Genomic DNA, 17,828 nt, shown 5'->3' with positions numbered 1-17,828 from the left:
ATGTCTGATAAAAGAATCAAAGCACTGGCGATAAAAGTTCATCCCAAAACAGAGCCTAACGGCGTCGAATTTGCCTGGGATAAAATCCCCCAGCTTGAAGTATTTACCAAAAACATCCTGATACCCGAAATCGCTGTAGATCAGGATGGGAATTCTGCTGTTAATATCGGAACAATTGTATCGGGCATACCATCCGTATTCGCCCGTGCCAATTTATTCAAAAATGCCATAGATAATATCCGCGATAAAGATACTGAAGCATCAGGTTTAATGTTATTTTATAAGTCCCTGATCAGCGAATGGAAAGGATTGATTAGCTGTATAGCTTTAAACTATAAAGATATAGAAGCAAATAGAATTCATCTATCCTATTCAGACGGAGAGCATTTAAATACAACTGCAAACATCTACGAGCCTACCGGCGCATTTGGCAATATGCTGTTTGAGCGAAAACCCTTATGGTGCGATCAATCATTGGCCAATAATGCAGATAGAATACCCTTTATCGATGTCATTTCTTTTAAAGGAAAAGTTATTGGTGGAACTTCTCCTGATAGTTTTGTTTTTACTTCGGTATCCTATCAGATAAAGGAAAAATTCCCTTTCATTAATGTACAGAACGGAAAATTTATTGATCCTTTACAGTCGGAAATTAACCATCAGGAACTTTTTACCCTGTATGGTTATGCCAAACACATTTTGGATAATATTGAAAGGTTCAGGTTAAATTATGCCAGTGTAGAAGAACAGATCAGGCCCGAGTATGGCAATATTTCGACCTGTATCCAGGCCTGGATGAATGATATGGTCATTTATCAGCAGACAAAAGGTTACCCTAAACTCGATAAATCTACCCCACCTGAAGTGGGCTCCCTGTTCAATTATCCTTTTAGCCTTCTTTTTAACTATTCTACAGCATTATTCGGTTCTGAAGGAATTATCTACAACGAATCGAAAGAAGGAAGTATCCTGTTTGATCCGAAAGATTTACTGCTTCCGGACACGACCGAAATTGCCCAGATCGATTTTGGCAGGGAAGGTATGGAGACCCGTAATTTCCTGAAAACCAAACCCATATTGCTACTGGCGGCCGAAACCAAAGGACAGTTGAACAGTTACGCCTATTTTACCCTCCCATTAACACCTCTGGCCTTAAATGTTTTTGGTGCCACACTTGATGCATTGGTGGGCATTTCAGAATCATCAAATGTAAAATCGCGGATTACCGCCATTTACGACCCAACAGATAAAGACGGCGAACGGTTGATTGTTCAGTTAAAACTATATACCGAAACCGGAAACGAAATTGTTAAAGAGGTAATTTACAGGATAACCTCCGAATCGATTAGCGGTAAGGACATATTAATGTGGCCTAATTTTATTTCCAAACAATGGAACCGCTATTTTCTGTATTCGGAAATACCGCATAACGATGCCAAGTTTCAGGCGACGCCATTTATCGGAAATGTTGATGACGATTTTTTCAGGATCGTACTGGATGAAAAAGGCATTCCTTTATACCTGGCCAATAATGGAAAGGCAGCGGTAATCTCCGAAAAATACGGCAACATTAAAGCGCAGTTACATATCGCATCCAATAATGCGGTGGCCGACAATAAATACAAATACGAGATATACGAAAGCAATAAACCGTTTAAAGGCGTAAAGTTTGCACATGCAGGGGTTGATTGTGGTTTTGGAATTATCCGTTACGATGGATCGGGCAATACGCAGGCTTTACCGGTGAACATGTTAAACGCACCTAGAACATTGTCGCCAGCCTTTTTAGGTGTCGATTTTGGCAGCACAAATTCTTCTATTGCTTACTTTTCCGATCAGCGGAATGAGGTTTGCGAAAACCTGAAACTCACCAACAAAAGGGTATCATTGCTGGCCAGCGACAGCAAAAACAATGACGAAAGGCCTGCGGTGGAAGATGAAATTTTCTTTTTTCAGAACGACGAAATCCTCACCAATTCCATCAAATCTGTATTAACCATACACGATTCGAGAAGAGTGGTAAACGATGGCAACATCCAGGTTAACTCCTTAATGGCCCAGGCGGTAAAAGGTGGTTTCCCCTGTTTTGAAAAAAACCTTCCTATCGAAAATGCAGAAAACAACCGCTACATTTTAGGTTATAACCGCATTGGCAGGGCAGAGCTGGTGTACAATATGAAATGGTCTACCCAGCAGATTGACAAGAGTTACAAAACTGCCTATTTAAGTACCTTACTGCTTCATGTATATGCGCAGTTATTTATTGAAGGCCATGAACCGCATACCTTAAAATGGTCGTACCCCTCGTCAATGGGTAAAGAATTATTAAGTGAATACAGGGGTATTTGGGATTCGCTTAAAGAAATATCACCGATTGAAAGCCAGGTTAAATTAAAAACCTTCCCTCCTTCCGATCTTTCTGATATCGGCGATACATCGGGCAGCAGCAGCTGGGGCTCTCCCGGAACTCAATCGGGTGGCTGGGGCAGTCAGGCTTCAGCACCTGTAAACGCAACACCAGCATGGGGTTCAACCGGCACCGGCAATAGTGGCTGGGGCGAGCAACCTAAAGCAGATGTTGCTACAGGATGGGGAAATGAGGCTAAAAAAACACTTACAGCGGTAGATATCAAAACTGAAACCGGTCCGGTAAGGTTCGATTTCAAAAAGTTAAGCAACGAAGAATCCTTATCAGAAGCCTGTGCCGTAGCCAATTACCTGGTTCGCCCAAATGGGGGTTACTCCATTAACCCCGGTGAGCTGGTACTCTGTTTCGATATCGGTGGTAGTACAACGGATATTACCGCATTATGCCAGATGGAAGGCGGAAAAGCAATGATCAAACAGAACTCGATCCGTTTCGCTGCGGAACGTGTGGCACAGGCTACTAAGTTTTCGCCCAACTTTAAAAATGTGCTGCTCAGGATATGCGAAAAGAAAAAAATATCTATCCAGGGACTAAATTCAGGTACGCCTAAATTTAACGAAAATACCGCACCCTATTATTTCGAACAGGTTGTTGACCGTTTAGAAGCTTCGGATTTTGAAACTTTCTATCTTTTAATCGCTGCCGAATGTAAGGAAATGATGAGCATTAACCTTTACGTTACCGGCCTGATTATGTTTTACGCTGGTCAGCTGGCCTATAAACTGAGGAATGAAATTGTAAAATCAGAAGATGCGCCACCAGCCGTTAAAGCCATTCCGCCAAAAATAAAAATTGCATTTGCAGGTAAAGGGGCAAGGATATTCGATTGGTTTACTGCGGTAAATCCGGCCGCAGCAGATGATTATTATACGCAGATGTTTATCAGGGGAATGGGTGGAGAAGCAGTGGCCAAACAAACCATTAGCCCGATAACCACCAGTCCATTAAAAATAATTGATATCAATTCGCAACGCGGAACAGACAATGCGGATGTTAAATACGAAGTGTCGAAAGGTTTGGCCATCCCAACCAATATCACCAGCATTTTGGTGCCCACCAACAAACAGGCCATTGAGATCTTGGGAGAAGATAATTTCTGTGTGGTTACGCCAAATGGCGAATTTAAATATCTGGAATCAACCAATTCCATTACACCGGAAATGCTGGAACACATTGGCAATCATTTTATCTGTTTACCGCAGGAAGGCAAACCGCATTGCCCAAGGTTTATGGATTTTGCAGATCTGTTTTACAAGGTATCATCGAGCATGTTCGGTTTAAAAATGAATGCGACAGATTTTATGGCCGGTTTTCAGGATATGAACATCGAAAACTACATCAAAGGCGAGCCGGATTTTATCAAAGCACAAAAGCGGAAACACGATGATCAGAAAGATTTCGATTATGTAGCGCCGATCATCATTCTGGAAGGGATGAAATTCTTCGAAAAACACCTGCTTAAAGGCATTCAAAAACAATAGTAACGATGGGATTCTGTGTATTGGCAAAAATATCGAAGCGGACGGTTACTTTCTGGTATCAATCAGACAGTAACCCTTATGCCCCATTAAAAATGAGGGAATCGAACGAGGTTCCCTTATACTTTTATGTAAATGGCAACGATTTTATTTTTGGTGCCGCCGCCAGGGAACGCTTTTACAAAAACGATCCTTATGCTTATGGCAATTATTTCGAAATTGTAAAAGATCCGGCTAAACATTTCAATATATATGGCAATAAAAAACCTGTTAAACAGCTGTTTTATTATGGTGTTGAACAATACTTATCGCACTTTTTAAACACCGTATTATACAAATCCGATTCTATCGAATCGTACAGGCAGCAGTTTCCTTTGCGCTTTTTATTTGATGATGATATTGAAGATAATGAGAAATCGCTGATCGAAAACCTGTTTCAGGAGGCGGGCTATTTTAATTTAGACCGCGTTGGATATCATCATACCCTTTTTAATATACTTACCCAAAAGCAGATTTTATCAAACAACAAGGCTATTTTATTCATGAATGGCATTGATGATGTACTTTATTTAAACCTTTACAAAAATAGTAAGGCCGAAGCCCTTGGCTCGGCCGAACTGGTAGGTCGGGGTGCCGACCCCAGGGTAAAGATCCTGGCCGATATGATTTTAGAATATATCATCCTGCAAAACTCTTATCTGTCGGTTAATAAAGATGCCGAAATCGCTTTCCTGCTTCCCTTCTGCGCGGCTTTACTTCAAAACGTCAGCCCCATTATTAAAGGCGAAGCCGAACTATCTGATGGAAACCGGTATTGGTTTAATGTAAGGGAAAGAAACCTGAACGACAGGTTGCAATATTATGCCAATGACGGGATGATTTTTGCCGCAATCGATGATCTGTTAAGGACCAACAATTTACAGGCCGATGGGGTAATGATCCTGCTTGGATCAGAAGAAATCAGCACTGCGTATTTTTCTGATAAACTGCTTAAAAAATATCATCATGTTGTCGCATTGCAGCCTGTTGATGTTAAAGATACCATGCTGGCTATTTTTCAGGCCATTGCCAATGGCAGTTACATCGTTAAAGCAAAAGTACCCACTGCGCCTCCTGTATTGCCGCGGCCAGCCCTTCCAACACCAAAACTGCCTCCGCCATTACCACCCAAAAAGCAAATCGATGTTCCAAAACCGGTAAACATCCCCAGGTTGCCCGAAATAAAAGCAACACCAAGCACTAAAAACAATCCGGTAAAACCACCGTCTTTACCTCCAAAAAAAAGTTAGCGCGTATAAAATCTAAAACTTAACAAAATGGCTATACAAATAGAAAAAAGAAAACCAGTTTCCCTGATGGGGGAAGAACCGGGCTTAAATCACCTCATTGCAGGCCTGGGCTGGGATACCGCTGTTGTAAACGGGCACCCGGTAGACCTCGACCTCTCCGTGTTTATGCTGGGCGAAAACGGCAAACTTCTTGCTGATGAGTACTTTATTTTTTATAACAACAACACCAGCCCCGATGGTTCTACCCATTACCCGGGCGATAGCAGGGGTGGCGAAGGCGACGGAGATGATGAAGTAATCCATATCGATTTATCCAAAATAGATCCGAAAGTGGAGTTCCTTTATTTCGCCGTAACCATTGATCAAAGCGAAGAAAGAGGACACCACTTTGGCCACGTTCAAAATTCCTACATCAATATCAGGAACCATGCCGACAAATCGGTTTTATGTCAATACCTGCTTAAAGAGGAATTTACAAATGAAGATTCCCTGATGATTGCTTCAATCTCCAGAAACGGGGGAGCATGGAATGTAGAGGCCCTTGGCCAAGCCTTTTCCGGCGGTTTAAATACATTAATAGCATTATATCAATAAGATGAGCAGTTTTAATTTAAATAAGGGAGACCGGTTCTCCCTTTCCAAGGCAGCGCCTGGACTCACCATTGTAAAAATTGGAATGGGCTGGGATCCTAACGAGCAACCGGGAGGACCAGAATTCGACCTCGATGTTTCGGCATTTTCGATTGGTGGCGATTTCAAAATCCCTTCTGATTCGTACTTTACCTTTTACGGGCAAATCCGTATGGGTAATAAAATTGAGGATAAGGTTGAGAAAGGCCTCTTTAGGCCATTTACCGAAGATGGTGCAATTACCGGCGCCATTGATGATCCGGATGGGAGCAGAAGTGATGGCGACGACGATGAAGATATGTTTATCGATTTATCCAAAGTCAGCGATAAAATCGAACAGATTATTATATGCTGTACGATCTGTAAATACCCCCACGACAATAAAAAAGACAGGAGAACATTAGACCTGAACTTTGGAAAAGTGAATGACTGCTACATCAGGATTGTGGATGAAAGCAGTGGTTCGGAAATACTGCGTTATGACCTGAAAGACCAATATACCAATGAAGATGCCGTAGAATTTGGGCGTTTGTTCCGTGTTGGCGAAAGCTGGGAGTTTGAAGCGATGGGCAGGGCACATACGGGCAGTTTGCAAACCTTAGTTGAGATGTACACCTAAAAAAATAAAATTATGGCATTCGATTTAAATAAAAATGATGGCGCTAAAAAAGAGTCATCCAAATTTGATCTTTCAAAGGGAGAGATCGAAAAACCCGCTGGCCAATCGAGGGGTTGGTTGATCGGTTTATTCGGGATACTGGTGGTTGGTGGCGGCATCTGGTATTATGCATCAGGCAAAGCAGATCCTGCGGCAAAAGCATCTGCACCAAACGTTTCTTCCGATCCGGCTTCGGTTGTTGTACCTGCTACACCAACAAGAGAAAAAGTTAGCGGTATGGATACCACTGCTGTTGCGCAGGTAAATTCAACGGCGATAAAAGAAGAATCAATTGGGAAAACCAATCTCAATGCGGCTCCTGATAAATTACAAACCAAAGCGCTCAAAGCTTTAAACCATACCGTGCCGGTAACATTTGTTCAGGGTTCATCATCTTTTGCCAGCACCAACAAAACTTTAATCAAACGCATTGTCGCTTATTTGATCAAAAACCCAACGGCATCCATCCATGTTGATGGATATGCCAGCAGCGATGGTCCGATAGCTCTAAACCAGCAGGTATCGCAGGCAAGGGCCGATGCATTTAAAAATCATTTAACGTCATTAAATATCGAAGCAAGCCGGATAAGCGCCACAGGAAAAGGTATTGAAAATCCGATTGCTTCAAATAAAACTGCCAGCGGAAGAAAAAAGAACAGGCGTGTTGAAATTACGTTTCTATAAGTTATCCATTTAAAAAAAATCTTGTGGCAAAAAGAAGAACCAGAAAAACAAAACAAAAAGGTTTTAAAGAAATCTTAATTCTATTGGGGATGCTTTTTAGCTGCATCCTCTTTGTCATCAAAATCATTTTCGGGCGTATAGGCTGGTTAGAAGTTTTTGCCCCGGTACTCATCGTATTTCTGATCCTTTTTCTCCTCTCCGTATTAAAAACGGCAGTAAGGAAAGTGTAGCTCAAAAAACAAAAGTTTAATAAACCCTGCTCAAACGGTTATAATCAACAGTTAGGGCAGGGTTTATGGGTTAAGCCTGTGGCATGGTAAAGTCGCCCAGGTATTGATTGTTGGATACTACATTGTTTTCGTGCTTAAGGGCGAAAGCCCAGGCATAAAACACATCGCCGGCAAAGTCCTATACTTAATGTCTTTAAGCGAAGTAACTGCTTAAAGGAGCTTTCTTATTTTCAACAAGGCACTTTGAATTAAAACCTAAACCTAAATTCATTATGATATTTTAAAAATTCGATATCTGGAAGAAACTTAGAAGGTAAAATGATATCCTTATTATCAAGTTTCAAGAAGTAATCTTCGATTGACCTTGATTCCTTTTGCTTAAGTAAAGATGGCGAAATCTTAATTTTATAATCAGGTGTAATCGTAATGAAACCGCTTTCAAAAGCTTTATCATGTAAGGCATTTATCGCAATTCCATTTTGAGGGTTTAGCCTATTCTTTTCATCAACACTCCAAGGTTTAATGTGACCAGCAACTAAAAGTTCTGGCTGGGTAATTCCAGTTATGCAACAGGTATTGTTATACGATGCTAAAATGGAGCTTCGAAAGAAAGATTGATTGACCCTAACCTTTACCAGTTGTTCCCTTGTCAGCCCCTCTCGATGTAGCTCGGTTTCCGGAATATGGTTGAGTATTTCAACTGTGGTATGCTGGAAGTTTGCCAGTAGTTTTTCACTTTCATAAGGCAAGAGATTCCAATTGTTATAGAATTCGTTCCAAATCTCTGCATCTAGCTTACTTGCATTAGCCGCACCTTTAATGCCTCGGACTTGCAGACTTGGATCGAGGCTAGCGAAATTGACCAATTTATATGCTACCGCGCTTGCCGTTCTATTTATAAGGTTTGAAAGTTTTATAATTTCTGGATTAGAATTATGTAATCTACCGAATGGAAGTTTGCAATATAAATTTATCGCAAGTATCAACTCTTCCCTTGTCCATAGTTTCTGTCCTGTTTTCATATTGTATTATCGAACTCCAAAATGAATTCAAAACTACATTGTACGTCTAAGCAAATGTGCCTTTGAGATATATTAAAGTCTTCTAATAGTTTGCTTCTATTTCCACACCTTGGGCATGTTGTTGGTTCGTCAGATGCTAAATACATTTCAATCATTTGTGTTTTTTACCATCGGTAATATAAGAGTTGGTGATCACAGGCCAAAAATTTTGTTTAATGGTAATGATGAAAATAGAAAACTAATGGTTCGCTGTTACCGAATTTAAAGAATATTTTTTCTATTGTTGGCATAATAGATATCTTGCAGCTGATGTTCCCTTTCACGAGTACTTATCTTTAACCTATTAACAGCCAATTTTAATAACACTGCTGCGGGCTATAAATTCTATTGGTTCCTCTCCATTTTAGAAGAGGTAGAAGATGGTCAATACCATATCCCAAAGCAAAGATTATTTACTCAGATGGTTGCCTCCAGTTGATACACCATCAGTCATTTTCATATCAGTTTCGGCAACAGGACCAGTTGCATGATAAACTGAAAGAAATTGCAGCCGTTGAAGGGATCAGTATCGATGAGGATCGTAAGAAGATCAAGAAACGATTAATTGATAGCAACTCGTTGCGAACACAACCATTATTATAGCGTTTTGATAGCAGGGCGCCTATCTTTTTTTAAGCTTATACATGCAACTTTGTTTGCCTTTGAGCAATGGCTGTAATGCAGATGATTAGAAAAAAAGAAATAGACACAAAAGTCTAATAACTAGATTATTATTGCCTAAAAAATATAAGTCATTGCTTCTTTGTAACATTTCAATTCTTTTCATAAACTTGAAAGGTAACATTTGAGCTAAGAAACGATCATTTTTAGTTTACTTCGCCAAACTATGCTTCGTTTCTCTCCACTCCCATGGCGCTACTGCTGTGCTATCCTGCCATAAGCCTATTTTATTTTTCCTTGCGTTTATCTCCAACTGCGTATAAAGTAGGTCGCTGGAGTACTTTTTAAAATGCCAGGCCATGCCCATTTTAAGCATTTCCTGATTAAGCACCTGTTTTTTATCGTTAATCACTACAGCAATCAGTCTTTTATAGCGGTCGTATTTTTGGCCCTGCACCGTTACCATTTGCCCGAAACATAAATCAGAAAGGGCCTGTTTGGCTTGGGTACCAAAAGGCTGGTGGCCACGTTTTTCGGGGCAATCGATATGTGCCAAACGGATTTTAATAGGGTGGTCCTGATACAATACCTCCATGGTATCGCCATCTAAAATGCGGATGACCTTAGCCGAAAAAACCAGATGACTATAATTGATGCTCTTATCTCCAGCTGGCTGGATGAAGCAAGACTGAAGCGTGAGCAACAACAGCAGCAGGCTTACTTTTCCCAGCCGCATAATGTTTTGCCTTCTTTTTTGGCTTTTTCGATATCTACTTTCACAATTTTATAAGTACAATTACTTAAACCACGACAATTAGAGGTGTTGTGGTATTTTTTAGCACCAGGACTGTTACAGATGTATACCGTAGTGGTTTCTTTGCAGGTAATCATGCTAGCGAAGAAGAAGATGAGTAGGGAGAGTGTTTTCATGTTGAGGGATGATTGATGAAAATTTTATGTTTTAACTACTTGTTTATAAATGGATGATTAAATTAAATATAAAAAATAGTGATGATTTTAATTATGGTTTGTGGCTTCCCTGAATGAAATTGTTAATTACAGGTTCCAGGCTGGAAGGCAAATCGGTTATTCGAAGTTCAAACTTTTTTACCTTCATGGCTTTAAACCAATCTGCCCAGTATTGTTTAATCACATCTTCTTCATAAGGATTTTTAATGGAAGGATTAATGCCTAATACCACAATTTCGAGGTCTTTTAAGTTATAAGGGAATGGAATAAAACCAAGATTCTTTTGCTTCATAATGCTTTGGTAACTGGCAGTGGTGAGCTTTTTCAAATTCAGAAATTGTGGAGTGATGTAAGAACTTTTACCGGCTTCTTCAATTTTGCTGTCTTTATAGTACATATAGCCATCCGTTAATATCACTAAAATATTCCGATGCTGGGGTTTAATGCAATATTCGCGAACGTTGTTTTTAAAAAACTTCCAAATATCGGAGCCCACATAATTTCCATCTTTAATAGCGCGCTGGTAAATTTTAGCAGGGTTATCGGTATAAACCTTTTCTATATTCAGGAAATCCTTTTTACTGGTTTTAGGATTGAAATCGACCTTTAATTGTTCACTTAGCTCATTGATATTGGGGATATTGGGCAAAGGATTAAAGAAAACTTGCATCTGGTCTTTTAACAGGAGCATCTTTTTTCCCTTTACATGGTTAATAAAAGCTCTTTGTACTGATTTGATATATTGCAGGTCGCGTTGGTAAATTCCGGGGTTCTTTTTAGGATCGATCCGATCAGATAAATCCAGTAAAAAGCTAATATTGAGATTTTGTTGCACTGACTGGGCGTTAGCCTCTTTCGCAAAAGCGGCTGTAATGAAGAGCGACAGCAATAAGTTTAGGAATGTTTGTTTCATAATGGCTGGTGGTTATAAAGTAGTGACGTAAACAGCATTTTGCGCATCTTCACTGGCTCCAACCTTTTTAAGGTTTTCGTGATAACTCTCCATACATTCACTTTGAAGAACAACTTTTTCATGTTGCGAAATGCGCAGTTTTTCGTTAACGAAGGTAATCCAGCCCTGCATATATTCTGAAGCATATAACACATACTCTTTAGTGGGAATAATCACCGCATCAATAATGCTTTGAAGTGCTTTAACCCGATCTTGAGCTGCAACTGAATCTGTTTTGAATGTATTAAGTTCTTCTATCAATTTTGCTTTTTGAATTTCAATATCGCTTATCTTGTCCTGATGGATCTGGATGTCTTTTTTCCTTCGCAGCTGTTCATGTTTGATTTTGTCTTTCTCGCGGTGTTCTTTCATGATAAAATCGAACACTACGCCCCAGATGAGGTACACCACAAAACCCGCAAAGATGATTCCCCAGAACTGGATTTTGCCAAAGGCCACGAGAATTCCAAATTTGTCATCATCTGCAGTTCTATTGAGTTCATAAATCTTCTCTTCGATTTGGTAAGCCAGTATCGCATCAAATAAAAGGGATATGGTAAAAAGGAGTCCGATTTTGAAATAGTTCCATTTGCTTTTAACCTCACCGAACATGTGGATCAAATAACCCAAACCCAGGAACACAAAAGGGATAAAGGTGACAAATAAACCTTCCAGCGAACCATCCTTCCAGGCTTTTTCAAAAGCTTTTGCGTCAAGAATGTTCATCACAACGGTAACACTATTCGCATCTAGCAGTTTAAAAAAGGCAGAATAAGAAGTGGAGATATAAAAAGTAAATAAATACAGGCTTAAAGGCATCAGGATGATCAAACCGATCCAGAATTTGCCTGAAGCCCCTTTTGAAGCACTGATGTGGTATTTCTCCGGATTCCGGGGCAAGTCGTTGATTTCGAATTTTAGCGCTTCAATATGATCTTTTACCGCCCTGATATTGGTTTCTACTTTGTTAATCTGCTGTTCTTTACTTTCTTTACTGATGACCAGTGTTTTGATTTCGGTTTCCTTACTTTTCTGCTCATTAATGTAAGGCTCTTTAGCCTGCTGCTGTTTTTCTACCAGTTCTTTTTCTTCGTTTTGAAACCTTGCGTAAATGGCGTTCAAACATATCGAAAGCGCCAGTGGACTACCACTGTTTCGCGATCCGTCCCTAAAGCCGGCTTCGTGGTAAGTTCTTTTTCTTACTTCCTCGGTTTCTTCGATAACAGGCTCCTTGATCGCCACATTTTCATCCTGAGGCGGATCGGCTGTTTTTGGGTTAAAAAATTCTTCTATTTGGGCAATCATAACATTAAGTTTTGGGGTGATTGATAAGGTGATTTTTGTATTTATCTTTTTGCCGAAACCATGCGGTCTCTGGCGTATGTTTTTTGAACGGGTAAAATTTCAGTCGCTTTTTCGTCTTGTTTTACAGGTTCACTTTTCTTATAAAAAGCAATAAGTAAAAACAAGAGTCCGGTGATGATATCCAGTGGGATCCAGATGCTTTTCCGATGCAGGTAAATGGGGAATAGGGGATTAAAAAGGATGAGTACGAGAACAAAAATGATGACTAAGGCATAATTTTTTTGTTTGATCCAGCTATAAATGAATATCAATGCCCCTAACGAAATGATGGTGCGGAGAAAGGTGTAATATTCAATTGGTAATCTTAATATGGCAAGAAAACAGGCTATGGCACAAATAGCACTTACAACCCATGGCAGCATTACACTGCTATTGTGCTTACCTTTTTTTGCAACTGATGGTTTAACCGGATCCTTCGTGAGCATTTTATTGTAGTTTAATGATTCAAAAATACCCTGATTAAGAGGGCTTTCCTTACGGGAAACCGTAACATAAAAAACTATTTTTCATGATCCTGGCAATCTAAGCAGATATTAAAAAACGCTAAATATCAAACAGTTAAACAAAACTTAAATCATATGAACAGCAAAAGAAGTATGGCTATATTTTCTCAGCAGATTGCTCCACTCCCGAATATTCGGGACAGGTTACGGCCGAAATGACGATGATCGGTGAGGGTTTCGCAAGCTTAAATGATCTTATATTTCTTATATGGTTAGAAATAACGAACATGCTGGTTGTTAATCGTTATAAAAGATCCTTCGAATCCGTTACCATTTACAGATCTTATGAGAAAGGTTGTCATTGCTGAAGCACGAAGAAATCTTAAAGTGCACGCTAGTAGCGATCGTTGTAAGATTGCTTCGCCGAAAATCGGGGCAGGCTGTCGGCTGAAAAAGCCTCCACTTTCATTTCTAGCAATTTTTATACAATAAATTATCCCTTATGAGGACAAATCGCTGAGCGTTTGCGTGTTTAAAATGAGCGGTTGCCCGGTCTGCTCCCAAAACAGACCAAAAAGCAACCCCTGCATTTTTGCGAGCGTGGAGCGTTTAATTAATAATTTGCTATGGTTTGATGCAGCTGATCCCTATAGTTATAAAGCTCATCGAGGTTAAACAACTGTTTTTTCTCGCCTGCATCCTTTCCGTTCTGAAAAGTTTCGAGGTATTTATTGGCGGTATTAAAGTGGAACCTGCAGATGGGTTTGCGGTTATTATCATCTAACAATACGCCAAAGTAAGATTGCGTATCGCGGGCGGCAATCCGTGCTGAAGGGATTTTTTCACGCAATATGGCTTTAACAATCTGGAAAGCTTCCAGTTCTTCCTCTGTGGTAACAATTTTTGATGTATCAGGATCTTCTATAACAGCAATTGCTTTACCCTCTTCCTTTTTCTCAATTTTCTCATTGATATTTAGTGCCGATTTTAAACGGTCGCTGATCGATTCGTTAATGGAAATGGCCAGGGCTTTTTTGGCGTATTCTTTAAAAGCGATCATTCGGTTTGCGGTGAGTGGTTTATCGAAAAACCGGTTCACCAATAATTTTACCATTTCATCAGAAGGATTGTCGATCTCTTTTTCAAATTCCTTCCTAATGGCTTTGATGTATTTCAAACCTTCGGCCGAATCCAGGATCGTTTCTAAATTATATTCGTTTTTGGTAAAACTTTCGAGAATCTTAATGGCATTATCTTTCAGGTCTTCGATATCGATGGTGAGGAAAGGTTTCTCATCCATAACATTCGGTTTTTCCAGATCGGCGTAAAAGTTGTAAACCGTACCATTAGTTAATACGCCAAACCTAGCCTTAGAAACGTGGTAGTAGCGGTGCAACTGCGAGTTGTGTGCATCGGCACTTTCTTTCCAATGTTTACATTCGAAAATGAGGATAGGCTCATTGTTTTTACGGATCACGTAATCTACTTTCTCCCCTTTTTTGGTGCCGATATCGCAGATGTGTTCGGGTATCACCTCGGTAGGATTAAAAATATCATAGCCAAGGATTTGAATAAAAGGCATCACAAATGCATTTTTGGTGGCTTCTTCGGTATTGATCTGGTCTTTTAACCCGACCACCCGCTGGTGGAGTTGTTCTAACTTTAATTTAAGATCCATAACTTTTTGCATTAAATGGTTTCATCTGTAATTGATGCCTTCGGCGCAGTTTCTTTAACGGATTCAATGCCGTTATTACGCGTTTCGGCAGTGCTGTACATTTGGCTGGTGCCGATAACTTCGCCATTTGCGGCTTTAAGGTTGAAATAGAATGAACCGTTTTTGGCGGCTTTTCTATCATATCTGGTATCGATTGGCGCATTGGTTTTAACCGATTCAATTCCTTTATTGCAGGATGCTTTTGTGGTGTAACCCTCGCTGGTGAGGATAACCCTGCCGTTTGCTGCCTCAAGATTAAACTGGTATTCGCCGTTTGTTCTTTTGGTTATGATAAATTTTCCCATAGTTAAGTTTTTTTAGCTGCTCAAAAGTAGGAGAGGAATATGGTGGATCCTTACGGGAAACCGTAGATTGGTTCATTAGTCAATAGTTTATTGGTCATTAGTTCATAACCGTTTTCGTTATCCGATGGCTATGGGATGCAAGACCGAGGCCAGACTGAGCGAGCCGAAGCAATCTTTAGGATAGATTAACAATTCATGGTTGATAGCTTAGCGATTATTTATGCTAAACATCAAACCATTAGCTTTTTTACCACAGAGAATCACAGCGGCATGTTACAGCGCACACTGAGGTTTTTAAAAACAGTGTAATTCATGATGTCGTTACAGATTTTTCGAATAGGGTACCATTGGACAGAATCCAATATAGAATGGTCGTCTTTGCGAGGAGGAACGACAAAGCAATCTTACAACTATGGGTTATCGCGACTGTATTAAGATTGCTTCCCCAAAAATTGGGGCAAGCTGTCGGCTGAAAAATCCTTCCCGCAACCGATAGCTATTGGATGAGGATACTTCGCGGCCTATCAGTTCTTTAAAATTCCCTGTCATTATGACGAAGAACACACGCATTAGGAACCATCCCGAGGTTAATTGACTTATGGCTACCGACTGAAGACCTAAGACTAAAAGACCCATCAAATAATCCCCATGTCTTTACAGTAAGCGATGAGTTGTTCGTTTTTAGAAAAGCCAAGTACTTCCTTCATCAGGTTAAGGCGTTTTTCGATGCTGCTGAGGCCAGATGGTTTAATATTGTTTTCCTGCAGGTAATAAGGAATATTTTTTTGAGGTGTACCATCAACCAATTGAGAGATAATGGCAATATCCAGCTCTGTAAAATCGTGTGAATTATTTTCTTTTCTGGCCAGTTTTAAATCGGGCGAAAGGTATTTTTTATCATTATAGATAGCGGTTAAGGCCAGTTTTAAGTATTGAGCATCATGACGGGCTTTTCGCACATAACCATCAATATGCAGTTCTTTAAATAACATGTCGATTACAGCAGATTTATTTTCGACAGAAAATACCAGGATTTTTAAACTGGGTTGTACTTTTTTCGCAGCTTGTATAAGTTCAACACCACCCGCAATTCTTTGTTTATTATGGTCTTCTACAAAGGAGAGATCAGTAACTAGCAAGTCATAAGGCTGTTCTGCTCTGATAGAATTTTTTATCCAGGTAAGTGCATCATCACAATAATAAACGTATTCGGGTTTTTTTATACTCAGATCAGCTAAGGTTGTTTGTAGCGAAATATTCTGTGTTTCTTGATCTTCGGCAATAAGTATTCTTTTAAACATATTTATACAATTAGGAAACCGGAAAAGAGATTTGGATTTTAAGCCCCTTTTCAACTTTAGTATCAAAGGTAATGGTACCACCAATGGCATCAATACGGGAACCCGTATTGGTTAAACCATTTTTGGGTTGTGGCTTACCTGTAATGCCAATGCCGTTATCAGTATAATAAATGTTTATTTTTTGCCGCACCTGTTCAAATTTGATCACCACATCGCTGGCCTGGCTGTGCTTGCCCATATTAACCATCAGCTCCTGAAGGATGTGCGCTATTTCATCTTTGGCCTGTTCGGAAACTTTTTCCCATAATGCAGCCGAATTCCCGACCAATATTACCCTTGTGTTTTCGGAAGCGAAAGATTTTAACAGCTCGGATATATGGTCGTGAAAGTCCTGGTTTTTGGATTGTGGTTTTTCATAAGAGAGATCACGTGATTGCTCATAAAGTTCTTCTATTTCATTAACAATAGGATTGTATTTTAGGGTTTCCTGATTATCAAGTTTACTCATGATCCTGTACAATCCATTGGCAACCACATCATGCACTTTTTGAGAGGTTTTGAGTTTATTTTCGCGGATGGTGTTTTGAGCTTCGAGCTCTAATCGTTGTTTTCTTTTTTTATACCAAAGGGTACCGGCGATAATGATTAAAAGGATACCTATAGTAAGTATGATGATCTGATACCTTTTGCCTTCATTGTCTTTTTGCAGCACCAAATTATCGGCCTTACTTTTTTCTGTGTCGTAACGGATCAGTGCAAACTGGTTTTTGGCAGCACTACGTGCGGTTTGCAAACTGTCGTCAATTTTCTGATATTCTTCAAAATATAGTTTTGTCGTTGCAGCCGGGCTAAGTTTGATTAATTTCTGGAGTGCTTCGAGCCGATCGTCAGGGCTATTAAGTTTTGTCGCAATTAAATACATCTTTTGCGCGTAAATAAATGCGGAATCTGGTTGCTTTTTGATATAATAATCTGCAAGATGTGCGTAACTTGAGTTTTGCCCCCACTGATCATTGATTTTCTCACGGATATACAAAGCTTTTAGAAAGCTAGCTATTGGATTGTAATTTGGATTTTGAAGCCATCTTGTTTTAGCCTCATTAGAAAGTGTTCTTGCATATTCTTTCCTATCTCGGATTTTTCTTAAAACTTCATTGTAAATATCGATTGCGTTTGAATAGACCCCACTTTTCTGATAAGCTAATGCCTTATTATTGAGGAATCTTAATCTATAGGCCTCATTTCTGCAAAACTTTAGTGCCAAATTATAATAATTTATGGCATCGGTATATTTCTTGAAATATGTACTATTTAATCCCAGCTCATTATAATTAGAAGCAAGACAGGCAAGATCTGTTTGTTTTTTTTCGTTTAAGAAACTTAATGATAATGTTAAGCTTTCCTGCCCCCCAAAGTAATCTCCGGCATCTGATTGTATCACTGCCATGTAGTTATAAGCCATAGCCACTTGCAAGCTATCTTGAGCACTAGTAGTTACTTTGTTGAAGTAATAAAATGCAGAGTCATTATTTTTAAAATAAAATGATTCTGCTATTTCAAAATTTTGGTTTTTAGGAAGAGCTTGGGTATTGTTTTTTTTCTTACAAGCAAATACAGCCGAGATAAAAAATAGGAAGATGTATGTTTTTTTCAAGAGCGTAAGGAATTATTTACTCAAATATAAAAAAACAGGATTG

General features: G+C 39.5%; 16 protein-coding genes. 6 read left to right on the top strand and 10 right to left on the bottom strand.

Annotated features, from left to right (window positions below):
- From AN34_RS00810 to AN34_RS21535, 6 genes are read left to right on the top strand one after another with little or no spacing between them, the layout of a single operon-like run.
- Nucleotides 1-3,909: a hypothetical protein gene (locus tag AN34_RS00810; protein WP_029281297.1), complete on the top strand. Its 3,909-nt coding sequence runs from the start codon at nucleotides 1-3 to the stop codon at nucleotides 3,907-3,909.
- A 5-nt stretch (nucleotides 3,910-3,914) separates the two neighbouring features.
- Nucleotides 3,915-5,195, top strand: coding sequence for a hypothetical protein (locus AN34_RS00805; RefSeq protein ID WP_051666120.1), 1,281 nt, complete (start codon nucleotides 3,915-3,917; stop codon nucleotides 5,193-5,195).
- A 27-nt stretch (nucleotides 5,196-5,222) separates the two neighbouring features.
- Nucleotides 5,223-5,789, top strand: coding sequence for a TerD family protein (locus AN34_RS00800; RefSeq protein ID WP_029281293.1), 567 nt, complete (start codon nucleotides 5,223-5,225; stop codon nucleotides 5,787-5,789).
- A 1-nt stretch (nucleotide 5,790) separates the two neighbouring features.
- The gene (locus tag AN34_RS00795; protein ID WP_029281291.1) at nucleotides 5,791-6,444 is read left to right on the top strand and encodes a TerD family protein; all 654 of its coding nucleotides are present in this window, start codon (nucleotides 5,791-5,793) and stop codon (nucleotides 6,442-6,444) included.
- A 12-nt stretch (nucleotides 6,445-6,456) separates the two neighbouring features.
- Nucleotides 6,457-7,167, top strand: a complete 711-nt coding sequence (locus AN34_RS00790; RefSeq protein WP_029281289.1) for an OmpA family protein — start codon at nucleotides 6,457-6,459, stop codon at nucleotides 7,165-7,167.
- A 23-nt stretch (nucleotides 7,168-7,190) separates the two neighbouring features.
- Nucleotides 7,191-7,397, top strand: a complete 207-nt coding sequence (locus tag AN34_RS21535; protein WP_157263145.1) for a hypothetical protein — start codon at nucleotides 7,191-7,193, stop codon at nucleotides 7,395-7,397.
- A gap of 248 nt (nucleotides 7,398-7,645) precedes the next feature.
- Here the strand turns inward: AN34_RS21535 and AN34_RS00785 are convergent, their stop codons facing one another.
- The 10 genes from AN34_RS00785 to AN34_RS00740 form a co-directional block, all read right to left on the bottom strand.
- A complete protein-coding gene (locus AN34_RS00785; RefSeq protein WP_029281287.1) occupies nucleotides 7,646-8,419 on the bottom strand; it encodes an HNH endonuclease in 774 nt (257 codons plus the stop codon).
- Nucleotides 8,420-9,290: 871 nt separating this feature from the next.
- Entirely contained in the window at nucleotides 9,291-9,815 is a 525-nt protein-coding gene (locus AN34_RS00780) for a thermonuclease family protein (RefSeq protein WP_029281285.1), read from the bottom strand.
- Entirely contained in the window at nucleotides 9,797-10,009 is a 213-nt protein-coding gene (locus AN34_RS00775) for a hypothetical protein (protein ID WP_029281283.1), read from the bottom strand. Before AN34_RS00775 ends, AN34_RS00780 begins: the two co-directional genes overlap by 19 nt.
- 91 nt (nucleotides 10,010-10,100) lie before the next feature.
- Nucleotides 10,101-10,961 carry a hypothetical protein gene (locus AN34_RS00770; RefSeq protein ID WP_029281281.1) on the bottom strand — a complete coding sequence of 287 codons (861 nt, stop codon included), beginning with the start codon at nucleotides 10,959-10,961 and terminating at the stop codon, nucleotides 10,101-10,103.
- A gap of 12 nt (nucleotides 10,962-10,973) precedes the next feature.
- Complete coding sequence (locus AN34_RS00765) at nucleotides 10,974-12,305, bottom strand: hypothetical protein (protein WP_051666118.1); 1,332 nt, start codon at nucleotides 12,303-12,305, stop codon at nucleotides 10,974-10,976.
- 41 nt (nucleotides 12,306-12,346) lie between these two features.
- On the bottom strand, nucleotides 12,347-12,790 hold the full coding sequence (locus tag AN34_RS00760) for a DUF6804 family protein (RefSeq protein ID WP_197285464.1): 444 nt from the start codon (nucleotides 12,788-12,790) through the stop codon (nucleotides 12,347-12,349).
- Nucleotides 12,791-13,421: 631 nt separating this feature from the next.
- The gene (locus AN34_RS00755; RefSeq protein WP_029281275.1) at nucleotides 13,422-14,486 is read right to left on the bottom strand and encodes a type I restriction endonuclease; all 1,065 of its coding nucleotides are present in this window, start codon (nucleotides 14,484-14,486) and stop codon (nucleotides 13,422-13,424) included.
- An 11-nt stretch (nucleotides 14,487-14,497) separates the two neighbouring features.
- Nucleotides 14,498-14,830, bottom strand: a complete 333-nt coding sequence (locus AN34_RS00750; RefSeq protein WP_029281273.1) for a YegP family protein — start codon at nucleotides 14,828-14,830, stop codon at nucleotides 14,498-14,500.
- Between the two features lie 635 nt (nucleotides 14,831-15,465).
- The gene (locus AN34_RS00745; protein ID WP_029281271.1) at nucleotides 15,466-16,131 is read right to left on the bottom strand and encodes a response regulator transcription factor; all 666 of its coding nucleotides are present in this window, start codon (nucleotides 16,129-16,131) and stop codon (nucleotides 15,466-15,468) included.
- 10 nt (nucleotides 16,132-16,141) lie between these two features.
- Nucleotides 16,142-17,785, bottom strand: coding sequence for an ATP-binding protein (locus AN34_RS00740; RefSeq protein WP_082468285.1), 1,644 nt, complete (start codon nucleotides 17,783-17,785; stop codon nucleotides 16,142-16,144).
- Between the last annotated feature and the right edge of the window lie 43 nt (nucleotides 17,786-17,828).

The sequence above is a fragment of the Pedobacter sp. R20-19 genome, from assembly GCF_000708265.2.
Classification (GTDB): domain Bacteria; phylum Bacteroidota; class Bacteroidia; order Sphingobacteriales; family Sphingobacteriaceae; genus Pedobacter.
This window is presented reverse-complemented; position numbering and strand designations above follow the sequence as displayed.

Coding starts and splice junctions, on each gene's coding strand:
- AN34_RS00810 (WP_029281297.1), top strand. CDS start 1: ATGTCTGATAAAAGAATCAAAGCACTGGCGATAAAAGTTCATCCCAAA.
- AN34_RS00805 (WP_051666120.1), top strand. CDS start 3,915: ATGGGATTCTGTGTATTGGCAAAAATATCGAAGCGGACGGTTACTTTC.
- AN34_RS00800 (WP_029281293.1), top strand. CDS start 5,223: ATGGCTATACAAATAGAAAAAAGAAAACCAGTTTCCCTGATGGGGGAA.
- AN34_RS00795 (WP_029281291.1), top strand. CDS start 5,791: ATGAGCAGTTTTAATTTAAATAAGGGAGACCGGTTCTCCCTTTCCAAG.
- AN34_RS00790 (WP_029281289.1), top strand. CDS start 6,457: ATGGCATTCGATTTAAATAAAAATGATGGCGCTAAAAAAGAGTCATCC.
- AN34_RS00785 (WP_029281287.1), bottom strand. CDS start 8,419: ATGAAAACAGGACAGAAACTATGGACAAGGGAAGAGTTGATACTTGCG.
- AN34_RS00780 (WP_029281285.1), bottom strand. CDS start 9,815: ATGCGGCTGGGAAAAGTAAGCCTGCTGCTGTTGTTGCTCACGCTTCAG.
- AN34_RS00775 (WP_029281283.1), bottom strand. CDS start 10,009: ATGAAAACACTCTCCCTACTCATCTTCTTCTTCGCTAGCATGATTACC.
- AN34_RS00770 (WP_029281281.1), bottom strand. CDS start 10,961: ATGAAACAAACATTCCTAAACTTATTGCTGTCGCTCTTCATTACAGCC.
- AN34_RS00765 (WP_051666118.1), bottom strand. CDS start 12,305: ATGATTGCCCAAATAGAAGAATTTTTTAACCCAAAAACAGCCGATCCG.
- AN34_RS00760 (WP_197285464.1), bottom strand. CDS start 12,790: ATGCTCACGAAGGATCCGGTTAAACCATCAGTTGCAAAAAAAGGTAAG.
- AN34_RS00755 (WP_029281275.1), bottom strand. CDS start 14,486: ATGGATCTTAAATTAAAGTTAGAACAACTCCACCAGCGGGTGGTCGGG.
- AN34_RS00750 (WP_029281273.1), bottom strand. CDS start 14,830: ATGGGAAAATTTATCATAACCAAAAGAACAAACGGCGAATACCAGTTT.
- AN34_RS00745 (WP_029281271.1), bottom strand. CDS start 16,131: ATGTTTAAAAGAATACTTATTGCCGAAGATCAAGAAACACAGAATATT.